The following is a 17,051-nucleotide window of genomic DNA, read 5'->3' on the forward strand; positions in this document are numbered from 1 at the left end:
GAACAAACGCTTTTTGGCATGCCAGGCATGCCGGCACGGAGACGCCGCGCGAGCCACTTGCCCGCGCGGCGTTTTGCCTCAATGGCGCGATGAATCAGCTTGCGGCTCGCAGGTTAACCTTGCCTTCCGCCAGCGAGGTCAGCTTCTTGTCGACCGTCTTTTCCTCATCGAGCGTCTTCTGCAGGATGCTGGCGCAATCGTTGCGGCCGAGCTGCCGTGCCCACGCGACCAGGCTGCCGTAACGGGTGATTTCGTAGTGCTCGGCAGCCTGCGCGGCGTTGATCAGGGCCGCGTCCAACACGGCCTTATCAGCGATCTCGCCCGCGACATCATCGGCTTCCTCGATGATGCCGTCGATCGCCGGGCAATCGACCGCCTTCACCTCGGCGCCGTGCATACGGAATATCTCTTCGAGGCGCTGCACATGCGTCTTGGTTTCGTCGAGATGGCTCAGGAATCCTTGCTTGAGCTGCTTGTCGGTGGCCTTTTCGGCCATTTTTGGCAGCGCTTTCACGAGCTGCTTCTCGGCATAGTAGATATCCTGCAATTGATGGACGAACAGGTCGTTCATGGTCTTGATGTCTTTGGTGAACAGTCCCATTGCGGTTCTCCTTCATTTGGGAACACGCAGGGCGCAGGCCTCGTGCTGGCCGGGCGCGCGCTTCATGTTCGGTGCTGTTAGAGGCTAACTTGCTTGCGAAAAGGACGTTCCTGAAAGCCGCGAAAACGCCGCGATGGAACGGACGGAACGGCGCGGCAAAAAGTGCCCGCGGAACCGACCTCGTTGCGACTCAAATTCGTTAACGCCGCGACATATGTATGGCGTATGACAAAGGCGGCGAACGACGCCAAAAGGCATGCTTGTCAAGGGCTGCACAACGGCCCGGTTTTGGCTTATGGGTTTCGCGCACGGTGCCTCTGACCGTCGACTGTCACCCGTCGTGACAGGCCCCATCTTTACGTACTGCCGCCCCGCCGGGAGGATGAATGCATCGGCTGCTGACCGCGCTCAGGCGTGGCTTCAAGGAGAAGGTCGGCTGGAAACGGCTGGGAATTGTCGCGAGTCTTCTCATCATAGCTCTTGCGATCACCCATCTGGTGCGCACCCTCAAGGGCGTCGACACCGGGGTCATTCTGACTGCGCTGACCGAAATCGCACCGCATCGCATCGCGCTGGCTGCGCTGTGCGTGGTGGGAGCGTTTTGCACGCTGACTTTCTATGATTTCTTTGCCTTGCGAACCATTGGCAAGACGCACGTGCCCTATCGCATCGCCGCGCTGTCGAGCTTCACGAGCTACACCATCGGCCACAATATCGGCGCCACCGTGTTTACCGGCGGCGCGATCAGGTTCCGGATCTATTCGGACTACGGTCTGACGGCGATCGATGTCGCAAAAATCTGCTTCCTCTCGGGCCTCACCTTCTGGCTCGGCAATCTGTTCGTGCTCGGCCTGGGCATGGCTTGGCATCCCGAGGCGGCGTCGGCGATGGACCTGTTGCCGCCGGCCATGAACCGCTTGATCGCGATCGGCTGCCTTGCCGGCATCGCCGCCTATTTCGTCTGGCTATTGATGGGCGAGGGCCGCCGCGAACTCGGCCAGAACGGCTGGAAGGTCGTGTTGCCCTCCGCCCGGCTGACGCTGCTGCAGATCCTCATCGGCGTCGTCGATCTCGGCTTCTGCGCGCTGGCGATGTATCTGTTGATGCCGATGGCGCCGCACATCGATTTCGTTTCGCTGGCGGTGGTATTCATCCTGGCGACGCTGCTCGGTTTTGCCAGCCATGCGCCCGGCAGCATCGGCGTGTTCGACGCGGCGATGCTGGTGGCGCTGCCACAGTTCGGCAGGGAAGAATTGCTGGCGACGCTGGTGGTGTTCCGGATCCTCTACTTCCTGATCCCCTTCGGCATCTCGATTTCGATCATGGGGACGCGCGAAGTCTGGCTCAGCGTGGTGCAGCCCTGGCAGGAACGGCGCCGGCTCAGCGAAGCCTGTACGGCCAAGGCCAGGGTGCGGCAACCGATCAAGGGCCGGCAACCCTGAAGCTGGTAACGGCGTCGTTATCTGCGCCGTCTGGTGTTTTGGGCCGGAGCTGCCTCATTCTCTTATTTCTGCCTTACCACTAACGTCAAACGACGCCATGGCTGGAATTCTCCTACGTTCGATGATGTCGGCCGCGCTGCTTGCCGGCGTGCTGACTGGAATAGTCACGTCCGCGGCGGAAGCCCAGACCGCCGGCGGCTACGGGCCGCTGCAGATTTCCTGGGAGGTGCGTAACCGCTTCCGCCTGTTCCGCGAGGAGCGGGATTTCCTGCTGCATGCCGAAACCGGACGCGGCCGCAGCGTGCTGGCTTCGGAGCAGGTGCTGGCGATCCAGAGCGACGGCCGCGGCTGGGCGCGCAACACCGTGAACCGGCTCTGTATCGATCTTGCAGGCCGCGTCAGCGAGCCCTGCACGCGCGACAACACCAAAGAAAGCTATCTGACGCCGATCGATCATCCGGTCGTGATCCGTCTGACGGGCCCGGTGCCGGTCGGCGCGACCTGCGCCTGGACGGTCGACGACGGCGACGGCCCGCAAACTTCCACTTTCGACTGCGCCGAACCGGTCAATCTCCGCGTCCGCTATGGCCGCACCACAGTCGTGACCGCCGACATATCCAGCTCCGAGGGCAGTCAGCGCGCTTTCACCGAGATCGCGGTACGCGACATCTTCATCGCGGGTCTCGGCGACAGCATCGCGTCCGGCGAGGGAAATCCGGACCGTCCCATTGCGCTCGCTGATGAAGGTTTTTGCTTCCGCTCCTATCTCGGAACAGCGGCCTCGCAATATTACCGGCCGAGCCGCGCGGGGTATAAAGGCGGACGGGCCTGCGAGGCGCCCGATTCCCTCGCCGTATTGCAGCGGCAGAGCGCGCTCTGGTTCAACCCTGCCTGCCACCGTTCGCTGTACAGCTATCAGACCCGGACCGCACTGGCCCTTGCCATACGATATCCGCACATCGCGGTGACCTATCTGCCGCTGGCCTGCACGGGCGCCACGATTGCCGATGGGCTGTTCGGCTCGCAGCGCGCCCGCGACTGCTTGCCGTCGAAATCGGGCGGTGCGTGCCAGGGCACCGTCAACGGGCAACTAGCCGAACTGCGTGAAGCCGTGACCGCCGCGAAGCGCCGCCAGCCGGACCGCCAGCTCGACCTGGTGCTGCTGTCGATCGGCGCCAACGACATCTATTTTTCCGGCCTTGTCGCTGACGTCATCGTGGACACGACGACCGAACGCGCGCTGTTTCGGCGCAGCGGCGTGATGGCCTCGGTGGACGACGCACGCAGTGCGATGACGCGGGACCTGCCGCAGGGCTTTGCCAAGCTGCGCGAGGCGCTGAAGCCGCTTCTCGGCGGCGACCTGTCGCGGGTGGTCTACACCGCCTACGCCAATCCGACGCTGTCGAATGGCGGCGCGCCCTGCCCCGGCGGACGCGCCGGCTTCGACATTCATCCCTCGTTCAATGCCCAGCCGCAGCGGCTGGCGGCCGTGTCGAACTTCGTCGAAAGCGAATTCCTGCCGCAGTTGCGAGCGCTGGCGCTCTGTGAGGGCGGCATCCTGTGCCGCAATCCGCGCGCCGACCGCATGACCTTCGTCGACAGCCATCAAGCCAGTTTTGCCAATCACGGCTTCTGCGCACGCGCCGAAAACGACCCCGAATTCGACCGGCAATGTTTCTCGGCGACCGGCGACAGCTTCGATCCCGATCTCGTCACGGCCGCCAACCAGCCGATGCTGTGCGGCCGCAGCGCCGGCGAGTACCGCGCCTATCTACCGCGGGCGCGCTGGATCCGCGACGCAAACGACAGCTACTTCGCGGCGATGACCTACCCGCAGGGCCTGCCGGCGTCGCAGCAGCCATCCGATATTCATGATGCGACCTGGGGCGTCTTGTCCGCGGTCTATGGCGGCGCGGTGCATCCGAGCGCCGAGGGCCACGCCGCGATGGCCGATGCCGCCGTGCCGGCGGCCGCGGCCGTGCTGCAGCTCGATGCGGCGGTGCCTGAAGTCACCTCGCAACCAATGCAGCCGATACCGGTTTTGCCGGGCGTGCCACGTCCGCCAGGCAGAACCGGATTGAACTAGCGCGCAGGTGCAGTAACTGGCGCCGGCGCCATTGTCTTCTTGGGCACTGCCGGGGCCTTTGCCGAACCTGCGGGTTGCTTCGTGACCGCGGCATGCGCCGGCAGATATTTTGCGATGACAGCAGGATCGACCTGCGCCAGCGCCGTATCAGGCAGCCGGGTCCATACTTCATCCTTGCCGAACAGCGAAATGCCGAGATAGCCGCGCATCGTCAGCGTCTGCCCATCGGGACTGAGCGTCATCTTCGCCTTGTAGATCTTGCCATCGCGCGGATCGAGCACGTTGCCATTCTCGTACTTCAATCCCTCGCGCTTCATGTCGCGGATGAAGGAGAGCCCGAGCCACGGCGCATCCTTTCGATCGTCAGTGCATTTCGAGCAGGTCGGATTGGGAGCATCGCCGGGTTCGGAAAAGAGCTTGGCGAACGCGCCTTCGAAGGTGCCGTTGCGATCGACGACGAGAAACCATCCGACCGGCTTGCCCTTCTCGACCTTCTCCCACAGCCCGGCGGCAGAAGGTTCCGCCGGCTGCGCGGCGAGTTCACCGGCGAACGCGAGCCCGATCAGAAGCGGGAGTATCAGTTGAAATCCGGCCAGCTTGCGCATCGTCATCACCTGATCAATTCGCTAGAGGAATGGCCGCAGACTAAGGCCATTTCGCGGACGGTTCCAGCGACGATCGCCGCGCGCCCCGACAAAGCTCCGCGAGCCCAACTGTCATTTTTTGGGAATCAGCTGACCCCGAGTTTCTTCTGCAGGCTCGACGACGAGGTGGTGTACTGGAACACCAGCCGCTTGTCCGGATAGACGTAGCGGTGCGCCTTCTGCGCCATCAGCGCGCCCTCATGAAATCCGCACAGAATCAACTTGAGCTTGCCGGGATAGGTGTTGATGTCGCCGATCGCGAAGATGCCGGGAACATTGGTTTCGAACGCCGCGGTGTCGACCGGCACCAGATTGTTCTCGAGCGCGACGCCCCAGTTCGCAACCGGACCGAGCTTCATCGTCAGCCCGAAGAACGGCAGCATCGTATCGCACTCGATCCTTGAGACCGCGTTGTCGTTGCCCTTCATCATCGCCGCGGACAGCTTGCCGCCCTCGCCTTCGAGCGACGTCACCTGACCGATCTTCAGATCCATCTTGCCGCTCGCGACCAGCGCACGCATCTGCTCGACGCTGTGCGGCGCGGCGCGGAAATCGTCGCGCCGGTGCAACAGCGTCACGCGCTTGGCGATCGGATGCAGATTGAGCGTCCAGTCGAGCGCGGAATCGCCGCCGCCGACGATCAGGATGCTCTTGTCGCGGAACTGCTCCATCTTGCGCACGGCATAGAATACCGAAGTGCCCTCATACGCCTCGATGCCCGGCACCGGAGGACGCTTCGGCTGGAACGAACCGCCGCCCGCGGAAATCACCACCACCTTGCACTCGAACACCTTGCCGGCATCGGTGGTCACGCGGAACAGCCGATCGCCGATCTTCTCGATCGTCTCCACCATCTCGTTGAGATGGAAGGTCGGACCGAACGGTTTGATCTGCTCCAGCAGTGCGTCGGTGAGGCCCTGCCCGGTGACGAAGGGAATGCCGGGAATGTCGTAGATCGGTTTCTCCGGGTAGAGTTCGGCACACTGGCCGCCGATCTTGTCGAGGATGTCGACCAGATGCGCCTTCATGTCCAACAGGCCCAATTCGAAGACGGCGAACAGGCCGCACGGACCTGCGCCAATAATCAGCACATCGGTTTTGATCGCTTCGCTCATATCAGCTTCTTTTCGGTTGAACCTGGCGAAATGCCGCATCTGTCTAGCCAAGGCAGCGGCAACAGGAAAGCCAAATATCGCGCTCCTGGCCGCGGCAACCCCTTGCCGTCACTCGACAAGTGGGCTGTAAGGAAACGAGACTTTCGGAGATGGCCCCGTGAATGCCCACTTGCGTCCCGACGCGCCCCCGCGTCTGGAGGATTTTCCGTACCGATTGTCGGACAACGTAAGATTTGCCGACCTCGACCCCAACCAGCACGTCAACAACGCAGTCTACGCGACCTATTTCGAAACCGGCCGCGTCACGCTGATGAAGGACCGCAGCTACGGGCTGATGCCGGACGGCGTCACCTGGATCATGGTCCGGCTCGACATGCATTTCCGCGCTGAATTGCGCTGGCCTGGCACGATCGAAATGGGACTGGGCGTCGTCAAGTTCGGCCGAACTTCGGTCACCTTCGATCAGGTGGTTTTCTCCGAAGGCAAATGCGTTGCATCGGCGCAATCGGTTTCGGTGCTGCTTGACGAAGCTACGCGCAAGCCAACGCCATTGACGCCGGAGATCCTGGCCAATTTTGAGCGCTGGATTCGCCGCGGAGCAAGACCGGCATGATGCGCGCGGTGACGTCTTCCAGAGTTCAGGCCTGCCGTTCCGGCGTCGACACCACGAGGCCGTCGAGGTCGTCGCTCACCTTGATCTGACACGACAGGCGCGAGTTCGGCCGCACGTCGAAGCCGAAATCCAGCATGTCTTCTTCCATCGGAGTCGGCGCGCCGACCTTCTCGCGCCAGGCCTCGTCGACATAGACGTGACAAGTTGCGCAGGCGCAGGCTCCGCCGCATTCGGCTTCAATGCCTGGAATGGCGTTGCGGATCGCGGCTTCCATCACGGTCGCGCCGTTCTCGACTTCAATGGTTCGTTTTTCGCCCGTGTGGTCGATAAAGTGGATTTTGGCCATGATCGCTCGTGCTGCCGGATAGGTAAGGAGTCCCGGCAGTCCTATAACGGGTCGATCCGCGCAGCGCCAGCGGTCGGGAAGAAAACCTGAGGCAGCATTTTACCGGGATTTTGGCCGATCCGGACCGCTTTCCGATCAGGAACGATGCAGAACCGCTTCGATCGCTGCCCGCGCCTGCGCAACGGCCTCGTCCAGTTCGGCGAGCGGCGCTGATGCATTGGAGCCACCAGCGATTGCCGCCTCCAGCCGGGCTGCAGCGTCGGCGACCGCAAAAGCGCCGATCGCACGGGCCGAGCCCTTGAGCGTGTGCGCCAGCGTCCCGGCATCCGCAGGCATGGCGGCGAGCCTGTGCACCAGTCTTGCCGATTGGGCCGAGAACATCGTCAATACCTCCCGCTCGAGGCCAGCATCGCTGAGCGTCATGCGGTCGAGATGTTCGAAATCAATCGGCCCGTCGCCGGGAACCAGCGGTGGCGATGGCATCCATTCTACCCGTTCGAGATGAAGCGGCATGGCAAGGTCCGGATCGCCCTGCCGCGTGATTCCCGGAGGGCATTTTGGTCAGCCAATCACGACAGCAGTTAACGGAACGTTCTCGGAATGCGCCGCAACTTTGCCTTGCTTTTGTCGACAATCCGCCTTGATTCCAGATTCGGTTCCAAAAAATTGTGTATCCTTAGGGCCTTAAGGAACAAAGCTGTTAACGATGATTAAGAATGTCTTAATCACGGCCATTTCATTCGTATCGCTCAACCAATAGGATGTTCGCGGATGAGCGGACAAGCTGCCGGCGGGCATGCTTGCGGTCCGCGGGGGATTATGAATCCGGCTTCGAGCTTGCGGGGGCATTTTTGCCAGAGCGGCCGGATGCGTAAGTTTAAGAGGGCTCGGACTGCACATGGCGAACAATCCCAAGAAGGTCAAAGATCCCACTGAAGTCGCGCTCTCCGCCATTCAGGAAGCGCTCAACATCAGCGATACGACCGTCGACCCCAGCCGAAATTCGATCGGCGGCGAACTCACGCAGCCGATCATGCCCACCGCCGCGCCGCCCTATTCAGAAACGCAGTTCGACACGCGTGCAGGCGCCGAGCGGCCGGCGTTTGATTCGATCGAAGAGCCGCGCGGCCCCCGCCGCGCCGCCAACGACGATCGCGAAACCATCGGACAGATTCTGCAGGCGATCCAGAAGAACCATCCTGCCCGCAGCGTCTACACGCTTGCCACCGTGTTTGGCGGCGTCTGGGTGCTCGGTTGCGCCCTGCTAACCGCCAGCTTCCTGCCCTCGCTGCAGGCGGCGATCGGACAGAGCGGCGGCGTGCTGGTGCTCGCCGGGCTTGCGGCGTTGTTCTTTGCGCCGGTGCTCTTGTTCTACTTCCTCGCCAGCCTTGCCTGGCGCGGCCAGGAAATGCGGATGATCGCGCAGTCGATGGCGCAGGTCGCGATCCGCTTCTCCGAGCCCGAGGGGGCCGCCGCCGATTCGATGGTGACTGTCGGTCAGGCAATCCGCCGTGAAGTCGCAGCGATGGGCGACGGCGTCGAGCGCGCGATCGCGCGCGCCGGCGAGCTGGAAACGCTGGTCGCCAATGAAGTCGCAGCGCTGGAGCGCGCCTATAGCGACAACGAAGTTCGCATTCGCGCGCTACTGCAGGACATCGCCCATCAGCGCGACAATCTGGTCGGCCAGGCCGAGCAGGTTCGCAGCGCCATCTCCGGCGTCCAGATCGACTTGCGCCACGACATCGCGCTGATCTCGGACGCGATCGCCTCACGCGTCGACGAGGTCGCAAAAAGCATCACCGGCGCACTGGAAGAGCGCGGCCAGCACATCACGAGCGCCTTGAGCCATGCCGGCGACAACATGATCCTCGCGCTCGGGGAGCGCGGCGGCGACCTGCTTGATCGTCTGGAAGAAGCCAGCGCCGAGACCACGCGTGCCGTGCTTGACGCTTCCGAGCGGCTGACCACCAGCCTCAACTTCAAGACCGGGCACGTCCATGACGAGTTCGTCGATCTGGCCGATCGCGTCCATGAGATGCTGAACGAGCGCCTCGATCGCATCACCAGCGAATTCGAGCAGCGCTCCTCGACCATCGTCGACGGCATCTCGGACCGCACCGAGCAGGTCCACGACTCCCTGAAGAATTCGTCCGACTCGCTCTTGCTCGAACTCGAGTTGCGCTCAGGTGATCTCGTCAGCAAGATCGACGACGCCGGCAACCGCCTCGCGAGCCGCATTCTCACCTCCGGCGACAAGGCCAGTGACGCGCTGGACGTGACCGTGAACACGCTGGTTGCCAAGGTGATCAGCCAGACCGAGAACGCGCACGACAGCCTCGCCCTGCAGATGAACGCTTTCGACGAGCTGGTGAAGAACCAGGGCTCGGAACTTTCGGAAAAGTTCGCCCGCGACAGCGGCACGCTGGGCGCGCTGATTACGCGGCACATCTCCGAATTCGACCGCACCGTCAAAACCTTTGGCGGCGAGATCGTTGAGCGTATGGGCCAGCGGACCCAGGAGATATCAGACAACCTGAAGAATTACGTCGACACTTTCGACACCCGCCTGGTCTCGAACAGCGGCGAGATCACCGCTTCGCTCGATCAGCGGCTGCTGCAGTTCGAAACCCAGCTCGGCACCCGGGTCAACAGTCTCGACGCTTCGCTCGACAACAAGATCAAGTCGTTCGACGAGACCATCGACGGTCGCCTGAAATCGCTGGAAACCACTTTCGACACCCGCGCCAAATCCGTCACCGAAACCATCGACGGCCGCCTCGGCACGCTGGCAACCTCGTTGACCGATGGCGCGGCGCAGGCGATCCAATCGATCGACCAGCGGCTCACCCTGCTCACCTCCTCGCTGACCGAGGGCACTGCACAGGCGATTGCCGCGGTCGACCATCGCATTGCCAACGTCACCGAGACCATCGACTGTCGCAGCGCCCATTTGACCGACATCATCCAGGCGCGATTCCAGGAAATTCATCAGGGCATCGAAACCCGCGTCGGCGACATTGCCAACGGCGTCGAGACCAGGGTCGGCGGCATCGCCAGCGACATCGACACCCGCGTGGCGCAATTTGAGGATCTGCTCGGTTCGCGCATCGAGGCTGTGGCCGGCCGGATCGAAAGCAGCGGCCGCCAGGCCAGCGAAGATCTGATGTCGCGCGCCGAAATGCTTTCCTCCGGCATCAAGTCGCATGTCGAGGACGCCGAACGTTCTCTGACCAACCTCGTGGTCAATACCTCCGAGACCATCCAGACCGGTGCACGCAGTGCGCAGCAGGCGCTGCTGACGGTTTCCTCCGATGTCGGCGCGCAGCTCAAGCTGACCTCGGCCGAGGTCGAGGCCGCCCTCACCGCGGTCGGCACCGGCGCGGCCACTTCGATCCTGGCCAGCGCCAAAGATGCCCAGACCACGCTGGTGTCCGCGTCCTCCGAGGCTGCCGCCCAGATCAAATCTCTTGCCGCCGACGTCGAACGCACCCTCTCGGCCGCAGGCGACGCCACCGCCGCATCGGTTCTCGCGCGGCGCGCGCGAGGCGCAGACCACGCTGGTGACCGCGTCCGCCGACGCCGCAAGCCACGTCAAGTCGCTCGCCATCGACGTCGAGCGCTCGCTGTCGGTCGCCGGGACGGCAACCGCCGAAGCCGTTACCGCAGGTGCCCGTGAAGCACAGAGCACGTTGGTCGCCGCCTCTACCGAGGCCGCCAATCAGGTCAAGTCGCTTGCAGCCGACGTCGAGCGTTCGCTGTCGGTCGCCGGCACGGCAACCGCCGAGGCCGTCACCGCGGGAGCCCGCGAGGCGCAGAGCACGCTCGTTGCCGCCTCCAACGAGGCCGCCAATCAGGTCAAGTCGCTTGCGGCCGACGTACAGCGTTCGCTCTCGATCGCCGGGACGGCGACCGCCGAGGCGATCACGGCAGGCGCCCGCGCGGCTCAGAATACCCTGATGAACGCGTCCGCCGACGCATCGACCCAGGTCAAGGCGCTCGCCGCCGACATGGAGCGTTCGCTCTCGATGGCCGGCAATGCCACCGCTGAATCGATCACGTCGGGCGCACGCGAAGCCCAGAACGCGTTGATCACGGCATCGACGGAAGCCGCCAACCACGTCAAGTCGCTGGCGATCGACGTCGAACGCACGCTGACTTCCGTCGGCACCGACACTGCGGCCTCCATCCTCGGCACCGCGCGCGAGGCCCAGAACTCGTTCTCTGCGACCTCTGCCGAGGCAGCTAACCAGATCAAGGCGATCGCCGCCGACATGGAGCGTTCGCTCGGCGTCGTCACCGCCAGCACGACCGATACCATCCAGACCACCGCGCAGAACGCGCAGAGCGTGCTGGTTGCCGCAACGAACGAGGTCAGCTCCAAGGTCAAATCGACCTCGGCCGATATCGAACGTTCGGTACTCGCCGCGAGCAGCAATTTCGGCTCGACGATGACCGGCAAGACCGACGAAATCGTCACCTACGTCCAGCAGCAGACCGACCGTCTGGCGCAGATCGTCGACAGCCGCCGCGGTTCGTTGGTCGAGGCGCTCAGCGCCAGGACCACGCAACTGACGACAGACATCGACCGTGTCACCGGCGACGCCCTGAAATCGATCGAAACACGCGGTCAAGCGTTCTCGCAATCGATGTCGACCCACGGTTCGGAAGTCGCGCGCACGATTACCACCGCAGGCGATCTCGCCACCGGCGCGGTAGCCAAGTCGCTGAAGGACCTCGAACAGGCGTCGCGCTCGGCCATCGACCAGTCGCGCCAAGTATCGATCGCCGCCGTCACCGAAATGCAGGAGACCAGCAAGATCCTGCGTACCGACACGGTGGCGCTGTTCGAGCGGCTGCGTGAAGGCAACATCCTGCTGCAGGAAGTGCTCACCGGCGCCCACGACAATCTCAACTCGCTGGAACGCGCGCTGGTGACCCGCGTGGCCGACTTCGTATCCGCGATGAACGATGTCACCGCGCGCAACGGCGTCGCGACCCAAACGCTGGAAGACCAGTTGACCGTGTTCAACTCCAAGACGACGAAGGCGCTGGAGGATCTCGGCGCGCTGTCGAGCGAGTTCGAGAAACACGGCAAGGAACTGGTCGAAGCAGCCGGCGTGGTCGAACAGGCCAACCGCTCCACCTCGACGTCGGTCGCTGACCGCAAGTCGCAGCTCGAATCGCTGGTGACCACCATCGACCTGCGGACAACCGACCTCGACCAGCGGCTGTCGCGCTTCACCGGCCTGCTCGACGAATCGCTTGCGGCGGCGGAAGAACGCGCGCGCGATATCGCGCGTGTCGTGGCGGAAACCGCCGGCGCAGGATCGGCCGCGATTAGCCGCCAGTTCGAAGCCGTGCGCGCTGCGGCCGAAAACGAGCGGCAGCAGACCCTCGACGCCATGAATGATCTGTACCAGCAGAGCACGCACGAAACCGATGCGATGTTCAAGCAGTCGACCGAGAAGTTCGCTGCGATGGTACAGTCCATGAAGCAGATGGCCGCCGAAATGCATCAGGAGCTCGAGGCGACGCGCAACGAGCTGCGCCGCGGCGTGCTCGAGATGCCGCAGGAAGCGGCCGACAACACCGCGCAGATGCGCAAGGTGATCGTCGACCAGATCGAGGCGCTTGCGGAGCTCAACCGTATTGTCGCGCATCATGGCCGCGGTCTCGACGTCGTGACTTCCGGCCGCGCCAGCGTGCAACGCCAGGAAGAGCCCGTGATGGCAGCGGCCGCCGGCGGCCGCAACGAAGTGCGGATGCGCGACGCCGGCAGCGCATCGACGCTACCGCCGCCGGATCTCGGCATGCCCGCCCCGCGCCGCGCCGAAGCCCCGCCGGTCAGTCCGGTGAGCCAGGATGCCGGACGCGGCGATGGATGGCTGTCCGACCTGCTCCACCGCACCGACGCAGGTACAGGACGTGAGGCTCCCCGTGGCCGCCCGCCGCAAACCCCGGTCAATCCGCTGGAGTCGCTGTCGCTCGACATCGGCCGGCTGATGGATCGCAACCTCGCCGCCGAAATGTGGGATCGCTACCAGCGCGGCGAGAGCAAGGCGTTCAGCAAGCGCCTCTACACGCCGGCCGGCCAGAAGGCGTTCGATGAAGTCGCCCGCAAATATCGCGCCGACCGCAGCTTCAAGCAGACGGTCGATCGCTATATCGCCGAGTTCGAACGGCTCTTGGACGAAGTTGCACGCGAGGATCGCGGGCCGCAGGCGCTGCGCGGCCACCTCACCTCGGAGACCGGGCTGGTCTACACCCTGCTCGCTCACGCAGCGGGACGGCTGGGGTAAGGCTCAGACCATTCTAGAACGCGAAACGGAGGCAGTGATGCCTCCGTTTTTCTTTTCAGCACGGATGAAGGGTACGACCGACGGCCTCGCAAGCTTGCAGTGCGACCGACCGATCGACACCCTCGCTACTCCCCACCTTGCAGCACGTCTCGGCTCTGGATATATATCTGGAAATATCTAAATGGAGTGCCGCTTTGGCCAATACCGCACAGAAGAGAGCCATACGGAACTATCGGACCCGGCTGGTCAAGCGCGGCATGGCGCGATTTGAGGTTCTCGGCCTCGACGCCGACCGCGACCTGATCAGATCCCTGGCCAGACGCCTGGCGGAGAACGATTCCGACGCCGCACGGATTCGGGCGGCTGTAACCCAGACCGTGGCAGGCGAACCTCCAAGGAAAGGTGGCATCCTCGCCGCATTGCGCCGCTCGCCGCTGGTCGGGGCCGACCTCAATCTCGCCCGTACGCGCGAAACCGGCCGCAAGGTCGTCTTGTGACGCGCTATTTGCTCGACACCAACATCATCAGCAATGTCACGCGACCAAATCCGTCCGCATCGCTTCTCACATGGATGTCGGAGCAGGTTGACACCGATCTATTCACCTCCGCGCTCACCGTTGCAGAAATCCGACGTGGGCTGCTGCAAAAGCCCTCCGGAAAGAAGCGCGCCCTGCTGGAAGCCTGGTTCGCGGGCCCTGAAGGTCCGCTAGCGTTGTTTGCCGGCCGCGTGCTCGCCTTCGATGAGAAAGCAGGCCTGATCTGGGCGCGGCTTATGGCCGATGGCACGGCCAAAGGGCGGCCACGCAGCGCGCTTGACATGATCGTAGCCGCGATAGCTGAGGCCAACGGCTGCGTCGTCGTGACCGACAATGAAAAGGATTTTGCCGGATTGAAGTTCATCAATCCGCTTCGGGCCCTGAGAACACGATAAACAGCGCGGTCGCACCCGATCGCTGCTTGAGCCTCGATAAGCAGACTAGTGGCCTACTGCCGCTTCTGCCCGCTCGGTGGCCTCGCCGGTGGCGCCGGTGTCGGCGGCGGCGCCGCCGCCTGGCTGTTGCTGCTGCTCCCGCCGCCGAAGATCACTCGGGTCGGATTGCGGTCGAAATTGTTCACGGCGCGGCTGATGTCGGAGAGGGTGCGGCGGCCATCGGCCATCAGCGCTCCCGACCGCTTGTCGAAATCCTCGGCCAATTCGCGGATCGACTTGACCATGAGATTCAGTTCGCCGCCGGCAGCGCCGCCTGCGATGGTGTTGAGCCCGAGCATGAGACTGTCGGCTTTGCCTATGACGCCATCGACCTTAAGCATGACGTTGTCGATCTTCTCGGAGTTGCGCGCGAGCGCTGCCGTAAAGGTCTCGAGGTTTCGCAGCGAGTTCTTCACCGATTCCTGATTATCGGCGACAAGCCGGTTGACGTTCTGCAGCGTGGCGCGGATCGACTCCGTGACATCCTGCAGCGCGCTTGGGTCGGCGGTCAGCATCGGCACTCCATCCTCATCGAGCGGCACAGCAGGAGCGGTCTCCTCGCCGCCCTTCAGCGAGATCGCCGCGACGCCGGTTAGCCCCTGGAATTCGAGACCGACGAGCGTGTCTTTCCGAATCGGCGCGTTGTTCTCGACCATCGCCAGTGCGACTACGCGCCGCGGATTGTCGAGTTTGACCGAGACAACCTCCCCTATCCTAATACCGTTAAAGTTGACGCTGCCGCCGTTGCGCAACCCGGACGCCGGGCCTTCGAACACGATGCGGATCGGGCTGCGCTGCTTGGTGGTGTGCAGGCTCTGAAACCACAGCACGAAGCCGAATGCGGCGGCGATCACCGCCAGCGTGAAGGCCCCGATCAGGACGTAATTCGCCCGCGTTTCCATAATTCAAGGTACTCCGAATCAGATCTATCCAGCGTCGGCGATAGACCCGTCATTTATCTCATGTTTGAGCACGATCTGATCCGAAAAACCGATCACACTTTTGGGGCCCCTAGCCCATCACAGCGCGGGCGCGCTTGCCGTGAAAATATTGCCTCAGCCAGGGATGCTGCGAGGCCTGCATGTCGGCAATCGATCCTGCAGCAATGATCTTACCGTTCCCTAAAACCGCGATGCGGTCGCAGGCCGTATAAAGGCTGTCGAGATCGTGAGTTACCATGAAAACCGTCAGGCCCAAAGTACGCTGCAGGGTGCGCACCAGCTCGTCAAAATCCCCGGCGCCGATCGGATCGAGCCCTGAGGTCGGCTCGTCCAGGAACACCAGCTCGGGGTCGAGCGCCAGCGCGCGCGCCAGCGCCACGCGCTTGATCATGCCGCCCGACAGTTCCGACGGATAGCGATCGGCGACTTCGGGCCGCAGGCCCACCATGCCAAGCTTGGCCACCATGATCTCGTCGAGCAGCCGCTGCGAGACGTTGAGATATTCGCGCACCGGAAACTGGATGTTCTGCCGCACGGTAAGAGAAGAAAACAGCGCGCCTTGCTGAAACAGGATGCCCCAGCGGCGCTCGACGCCGCGGCGTTCGGAGGCGCTCGCCGCATCGAGATCGACGCCGAACACCTCGATGCGTCCACTGAGCTTGGGCACGAGGCCGATGATGGTGCGCGTCAGCACCGATTTTCCGGCGCCCGACGGGCCGACAAATCCCAAGATCTCGCCGCGCTTGACGTCGAGGTTGAGTCCGTCGAGCACCCGCGTCTTGCCGAACTGCACGGTGATGTCGCGGACCCGGATGATGGCGTCGGAGATTTCGTCCGCCATGGTCACATTCCGATCGACGCGAAGAAGATGGCGAACACGCCGTCCATCACGATCACGAAGAAGATTCCCTTCACCACCGAGGACGTCGTGTGCTGCCCGAGCGATTCAGCGCTGCCCTGCACGGCCAGTCCCTCGACGCAGGCGACGATGCCGATGACAGCCGCCATCACCGGCGCCTTGATGAGACCAACGACGAAATGGTCGATCGAGATGGCATCGCGCAGCCGCAGCAGGAAAGCCTCGGGCTCGACCCCGCCATAGAGCCACGCCACCAGCCCGCCGCCGTAAAGCGCCGCCATCGCGCCGAGGAACGCCAATATCGGCAATGCCAGCACCAGCGCCAGCATCCGCGGCAGGATCAAAACCTCAATCGGATCGAACCCCATGGTGCGCAGCGCGTCGATCTCTTCCCGCATCTTCATCGAGCCGAGCTCGGCGGTGTAGGCCGAGCCCGAGCGGCCGGCTACCATGATCGCCACCAGGAGCACGCCGATCTCGCGCAGCACCAGCACGCCCAGCATGTCCACCACGAAGATGTCGGCGCCGAATTTGCGGAAATGGAAAATGCCCTGTTGCGAAATGATACAACCAATCAGGAACGTGATCAGCACCACGATCGGCACCGCGCGCCAGCACACCTGCTCCAGGTGATGGATGGTCGAGGTCAAGCGGAAGTGGCGGGGACGAATCAGGACACGGGCGGCCGCGGCGAGCACCGCGCCGAGCATATCGATCAACCCGATCAAAGTGCCGCCGATGCCGGCGACCGCGCGGCCGATCTGCTCCAGCATGCCTGATATCGTCAGTCGGTCGGTCTCGACGATTGGCTCGGCCTTCACCCGCCGCACCTCGTCGACAAGGCTGGAATAATTGGCCGAAAGCCCGGCGATCTGGGCCTCGACGTCGCCATGGGTCAGGCTGCGGCGCAGCCGCTCGATCAGCCAGGCGCCAAACGTGTCGAGCTTCGACACCTGCGAGACGTCGATGGAGATGTTGGGCCGGGTGCCGCTGAGCTTCTCGGCGTCGGCGACCATTCGTTCCAGCACCGGCGCAAAGCGCGCCGTCCAGGAGCCGGCTGCACACAGCGCCAGCCCGTTGCCCCTGGCTATCCGCTCCAATGTCGGGTCGCCGCTCACCAATGCCCACCCCTCGG

Annotated in this window: 13 protein-coding genes and 1 pseudogene; 6 read left to right on the plus strand and 8 right to left on the minus strand. The window is 63.5% G+C overall.

Annotation, left to right across the window (positions count from 1 at the left end):
- Positions 1–94 precede the first annotated feature (94 nt).
- Positions 95–601 (minus strand): YciE/YciF ferroxidase family protein, encoded by a 507-nt coding sequence (locus V1273_RS24220; RefSeq protein ID WP_334363765.1) that lies wholly within the window; start codon positions 599–601, stop codon positions 95–97.
- Between the two features lie 386 nt (positions 602–987).
- Between V1273_RS24220 and V1273_RS24225 the strand changes: the two genes are divergently transcribed.
- The gene (locus V1273_RS24225; RefSeq protein ID WP_334363766.1) at positions 988–2,043 is read left to right on the plus strand and encodes a lysylphosphatidylglycerol synthase transmembrane domain-containing protein; all 1,056 of its coding nucleotides are present in this window, start codon (positions 988–990) and stop codon (positions 2,041–2,043) included.
- Between the two features lie 97 nt (positions 2,044–2,140).
- The gene (locus tag V1273_RS24230; RefSeq protein WP_334363767.1) at positions 2,141–4,129 is read left to right on the plus strand and encodes a hypothetical protein; all 1,989 of its coding nucleotides are present in this window, start codon (positions 2,141–2,143) and stop codon (positions 4,127–4,129) included.
- On the opposite strand, the gene V1273_RS24235 is transcribed toward V1273_RS24230, so the two are convergent.
- On the minus strand, positions 4,126–4,734 hold the full coding sequence (locus V1273_RS24235; RefSeq protein ID WP_334411083.1) for a DUF2147 domain-containing protein: 609 nt from the start codon (positions 4,732–4,734) through the stop codon (positions 4,126–4,128). The genes V1273_RS24230 and V1273_RS24235 overlap by 4 nt on opposite strands.
- 125 nt (positions 4,735–4,859) lie before the next feature.
- The gene (locus V1273_RS24240; protein WP_334363769.1) at positions 4,860–5,888 is read right to left on the minus strand and encodes an NAD(P)/FAD-dependent oxidoreductase; all 1,029 of its coding nucleotides are present in this window, start codon (positions 5,886–5,888) and stop codon (positions 4,860–4,862) included.
- Positions 5,889–6,045: 157 nt separating this feature from the next.
- On the opposite strand from V1273_RS24240, the gene V1273_RS24245 reads away from it, so the two are divergent.
- Positions 6,046–6,501 (plus strand): acyl-CoA thioesterase, encoded by a 456-nt coding sequence (locus V1273_RS24245; protein WP_334411084.1) that lies wholly within the window; start codon positions 6,046–6,048, stop codon positions 6,499–6,501.
- 25 nt (positions 6,502–6,526) lie between these two features.
- Here V1273_RS24245 and V1273_RS24250 read toward each other — a convergent pair whose 3' ends face one another.
- Together V1273_RS24250 and V1273_RS24255 are read right to left on the minus strand one after the other, a co-directional pair.
- Positions 6,527–6,847, minus strand: coding sequence for a 2Fe-2S iron-sulfur cluster-binding protein (locus tag V1273_RS24250; protein WP_028348595.1), 321 nt, complete (start codon positions 6,845–6,847; stop codon positions 6,527–6,529).
- Positions 6,848–6,982: 135 nt separating this feature from the next.
- On the minus strand, positions 6,983–7,360 hold the full coding sequence (locus V1273_RS24255) for an Hpt domain-containing protein (protein WP_334363771.1): 378 nt from the start codon (positions 7,358–7,360) through the stop codon (positions 6,983–6,985).
- Positions 7,361–7,745: 385 nt separating this feature from the next.
- Between V1273_RS24255 and V1273_RS24260 the strand changes: the two are divergent.
- The 3 genes and pseudogenes from V1273_RS24260 to V1273_RS24270 all read left to right on the plus strand — a co-directional run bounded on the left by V1273_RS24260 (position 7,746) and on the right by V1273_RS24270 (position 14,077).
- Positions 7,746–13,146, plus strand: a pseudogene (locus V1273_RS24260) (hypothetical protein).
- A 257-nt stretch (positions 13,147–13,403) separates the two neighbouring features.
- Positions 13,404–13,643 (plus strand): hypothetical protein, encoded by a 240-nt coding sequence (locus V1273_RS24265; RefSeq protein ID WP_334384191.1) that lies wholly within the window; start codon positions 13,404–13,406, stop codon positions 13,641–13,643.
- The gene (locus V1273_RS24270; protein ID WP_334411085.1) at positions 13,640–14,077 is read left to right on the plus strand and encodes a PIN domain-containing protein; all 438 of its coding nucleotides are present in this window, start codon (positions 13,640–13,642) and stop codon (positions 14,075–14,077) included. The genes V1273_RS24265 and V1273_RS24270 overlap by 4 nt, the downstream gene beginning before the upstream one ends.
- A 53-nt stretch (positions 14,078–14,130) precedes the next feature.
- Here the strand turns inward: V1273_RS24270 and V1273_RS24275 are convergent, their stop codons facing one another.
- The 3 genes from V1273_RS24275 to V1273_RS24285 form a co-directional block, all read right to left on the minus strand.
- Positions 14,131–15,018, minus strand: a complete 888-nt coding sequence (locus V1273_RS24275; RefSeq protein ID WP_334411087.1) for an MlaD family protein — start codon at positions 15,016–15,018, stop codon at positions 14,131–14,133.
- A 109-nt stretch (positions 15,019–15,127) separates the two neighbouring features.
- Positions 15,128–15,898, minus strand: a complete 771-nt coding sequence (locus tag V1273_RS24280; protein WP_334381508.1) for an ABC transporter ATP-binding protein — start codon at positions 15,896–15,898, stop codon at positions 15,128–15,130.
- Positions 15,899–15,900: 2 nt separating this feature from the next.
- Entirely contained in the window at positions 15,901–17,034 is a 1,134-nt protein-coding gene (locus V1273_RS24285; protein ID WP_334411089.1) for an MlaE family ABC transporter permease, read from the minus strand.
- Between the last annotated feature and the right edge of the window lie 17 nt (positions 17,035–17,051).

Origin of the sequence: Bradyrhizobium sp. AZCC 1721, from assembly GCF_036924715.1 — a bacterium.
Lineage (GTDB): Bacteria > Pseudomonadota > Alphaproteobacteria > Rhizobiales > Xanthobacteraceae > Bradyrhizobium.

Bases quoted from the DNA above. Each gene is read 5' to 3' on its own strand.
- V1273_RS24220 (WP_334363765.1), bottom strand. From the start codon at position 601: ATGGGACTGTTCACCAAAGACATCAAGACCATGAACGACCTGTTCGTC.
- V1273_RS24225 (WP_334363766.1), top strand. From the start codon at position 988: ATGCATCGGCTGCTGACCGCGCTCAGGCGTGGCTTCAAGGAGAAGGTC.
- V1273_RS24230 (WP_334363767.1), top strand. From the start codon at position 2,141: ATGGCTGGAATTCTCCTACGTTCGATGATGTCGGCCGCGCTGCTTGCC.
- V1273_RS24235 (WP_334411083.1), bottom strand. From the start codon at position 4,734: ATGCGCAAGCTGGCCGGATTTCAACTGATACTCCCGCTTCTGATCGGG.
- V1273_RS24240 (WP_334363769.1), bottom strand. From the start codon at position 5,888: ATGAGCGAAGCGATCAAAACCGATGTGCTGATTATTGGCGCAGGTCCG.
- V1273_RS24250 (WP_028348595.1), bottom strand. From the start codon at position 6,847: ATGGCCAAAATCCACTTTATCGACCACACGGGCGAAAAACGAACCATT.
- V1273_RS24255 (WP_334363771.1), bottom strand. From the start codon at position 7,360: ATGCCGCTTCATCTCGAACGGGTAGAATGGATGCCATCGCCACCGCTG.
- V1273_RS24265 (WP_334384191.1), top strand. From the start codon at position 13,404: ATGGCGCGATTTGAGGTTCTCGGCCTCGACGCCGACCGCGACCTGATC.
- V1273_RS24275 (WP_334411087.1), bottom strand. From the start codon at position 15,018: ATGGAAACGCGGGCGAATTACGTCCTGATCGGGGCCTTCACGCTGGCG.
- V1273_RS24280 (WP_334381508.1), bottom strand. From the start codon at position 15,898: ATGGCGGACGAAATCTCCGACGCCATCATCCGGGTCCGCGACATCACC.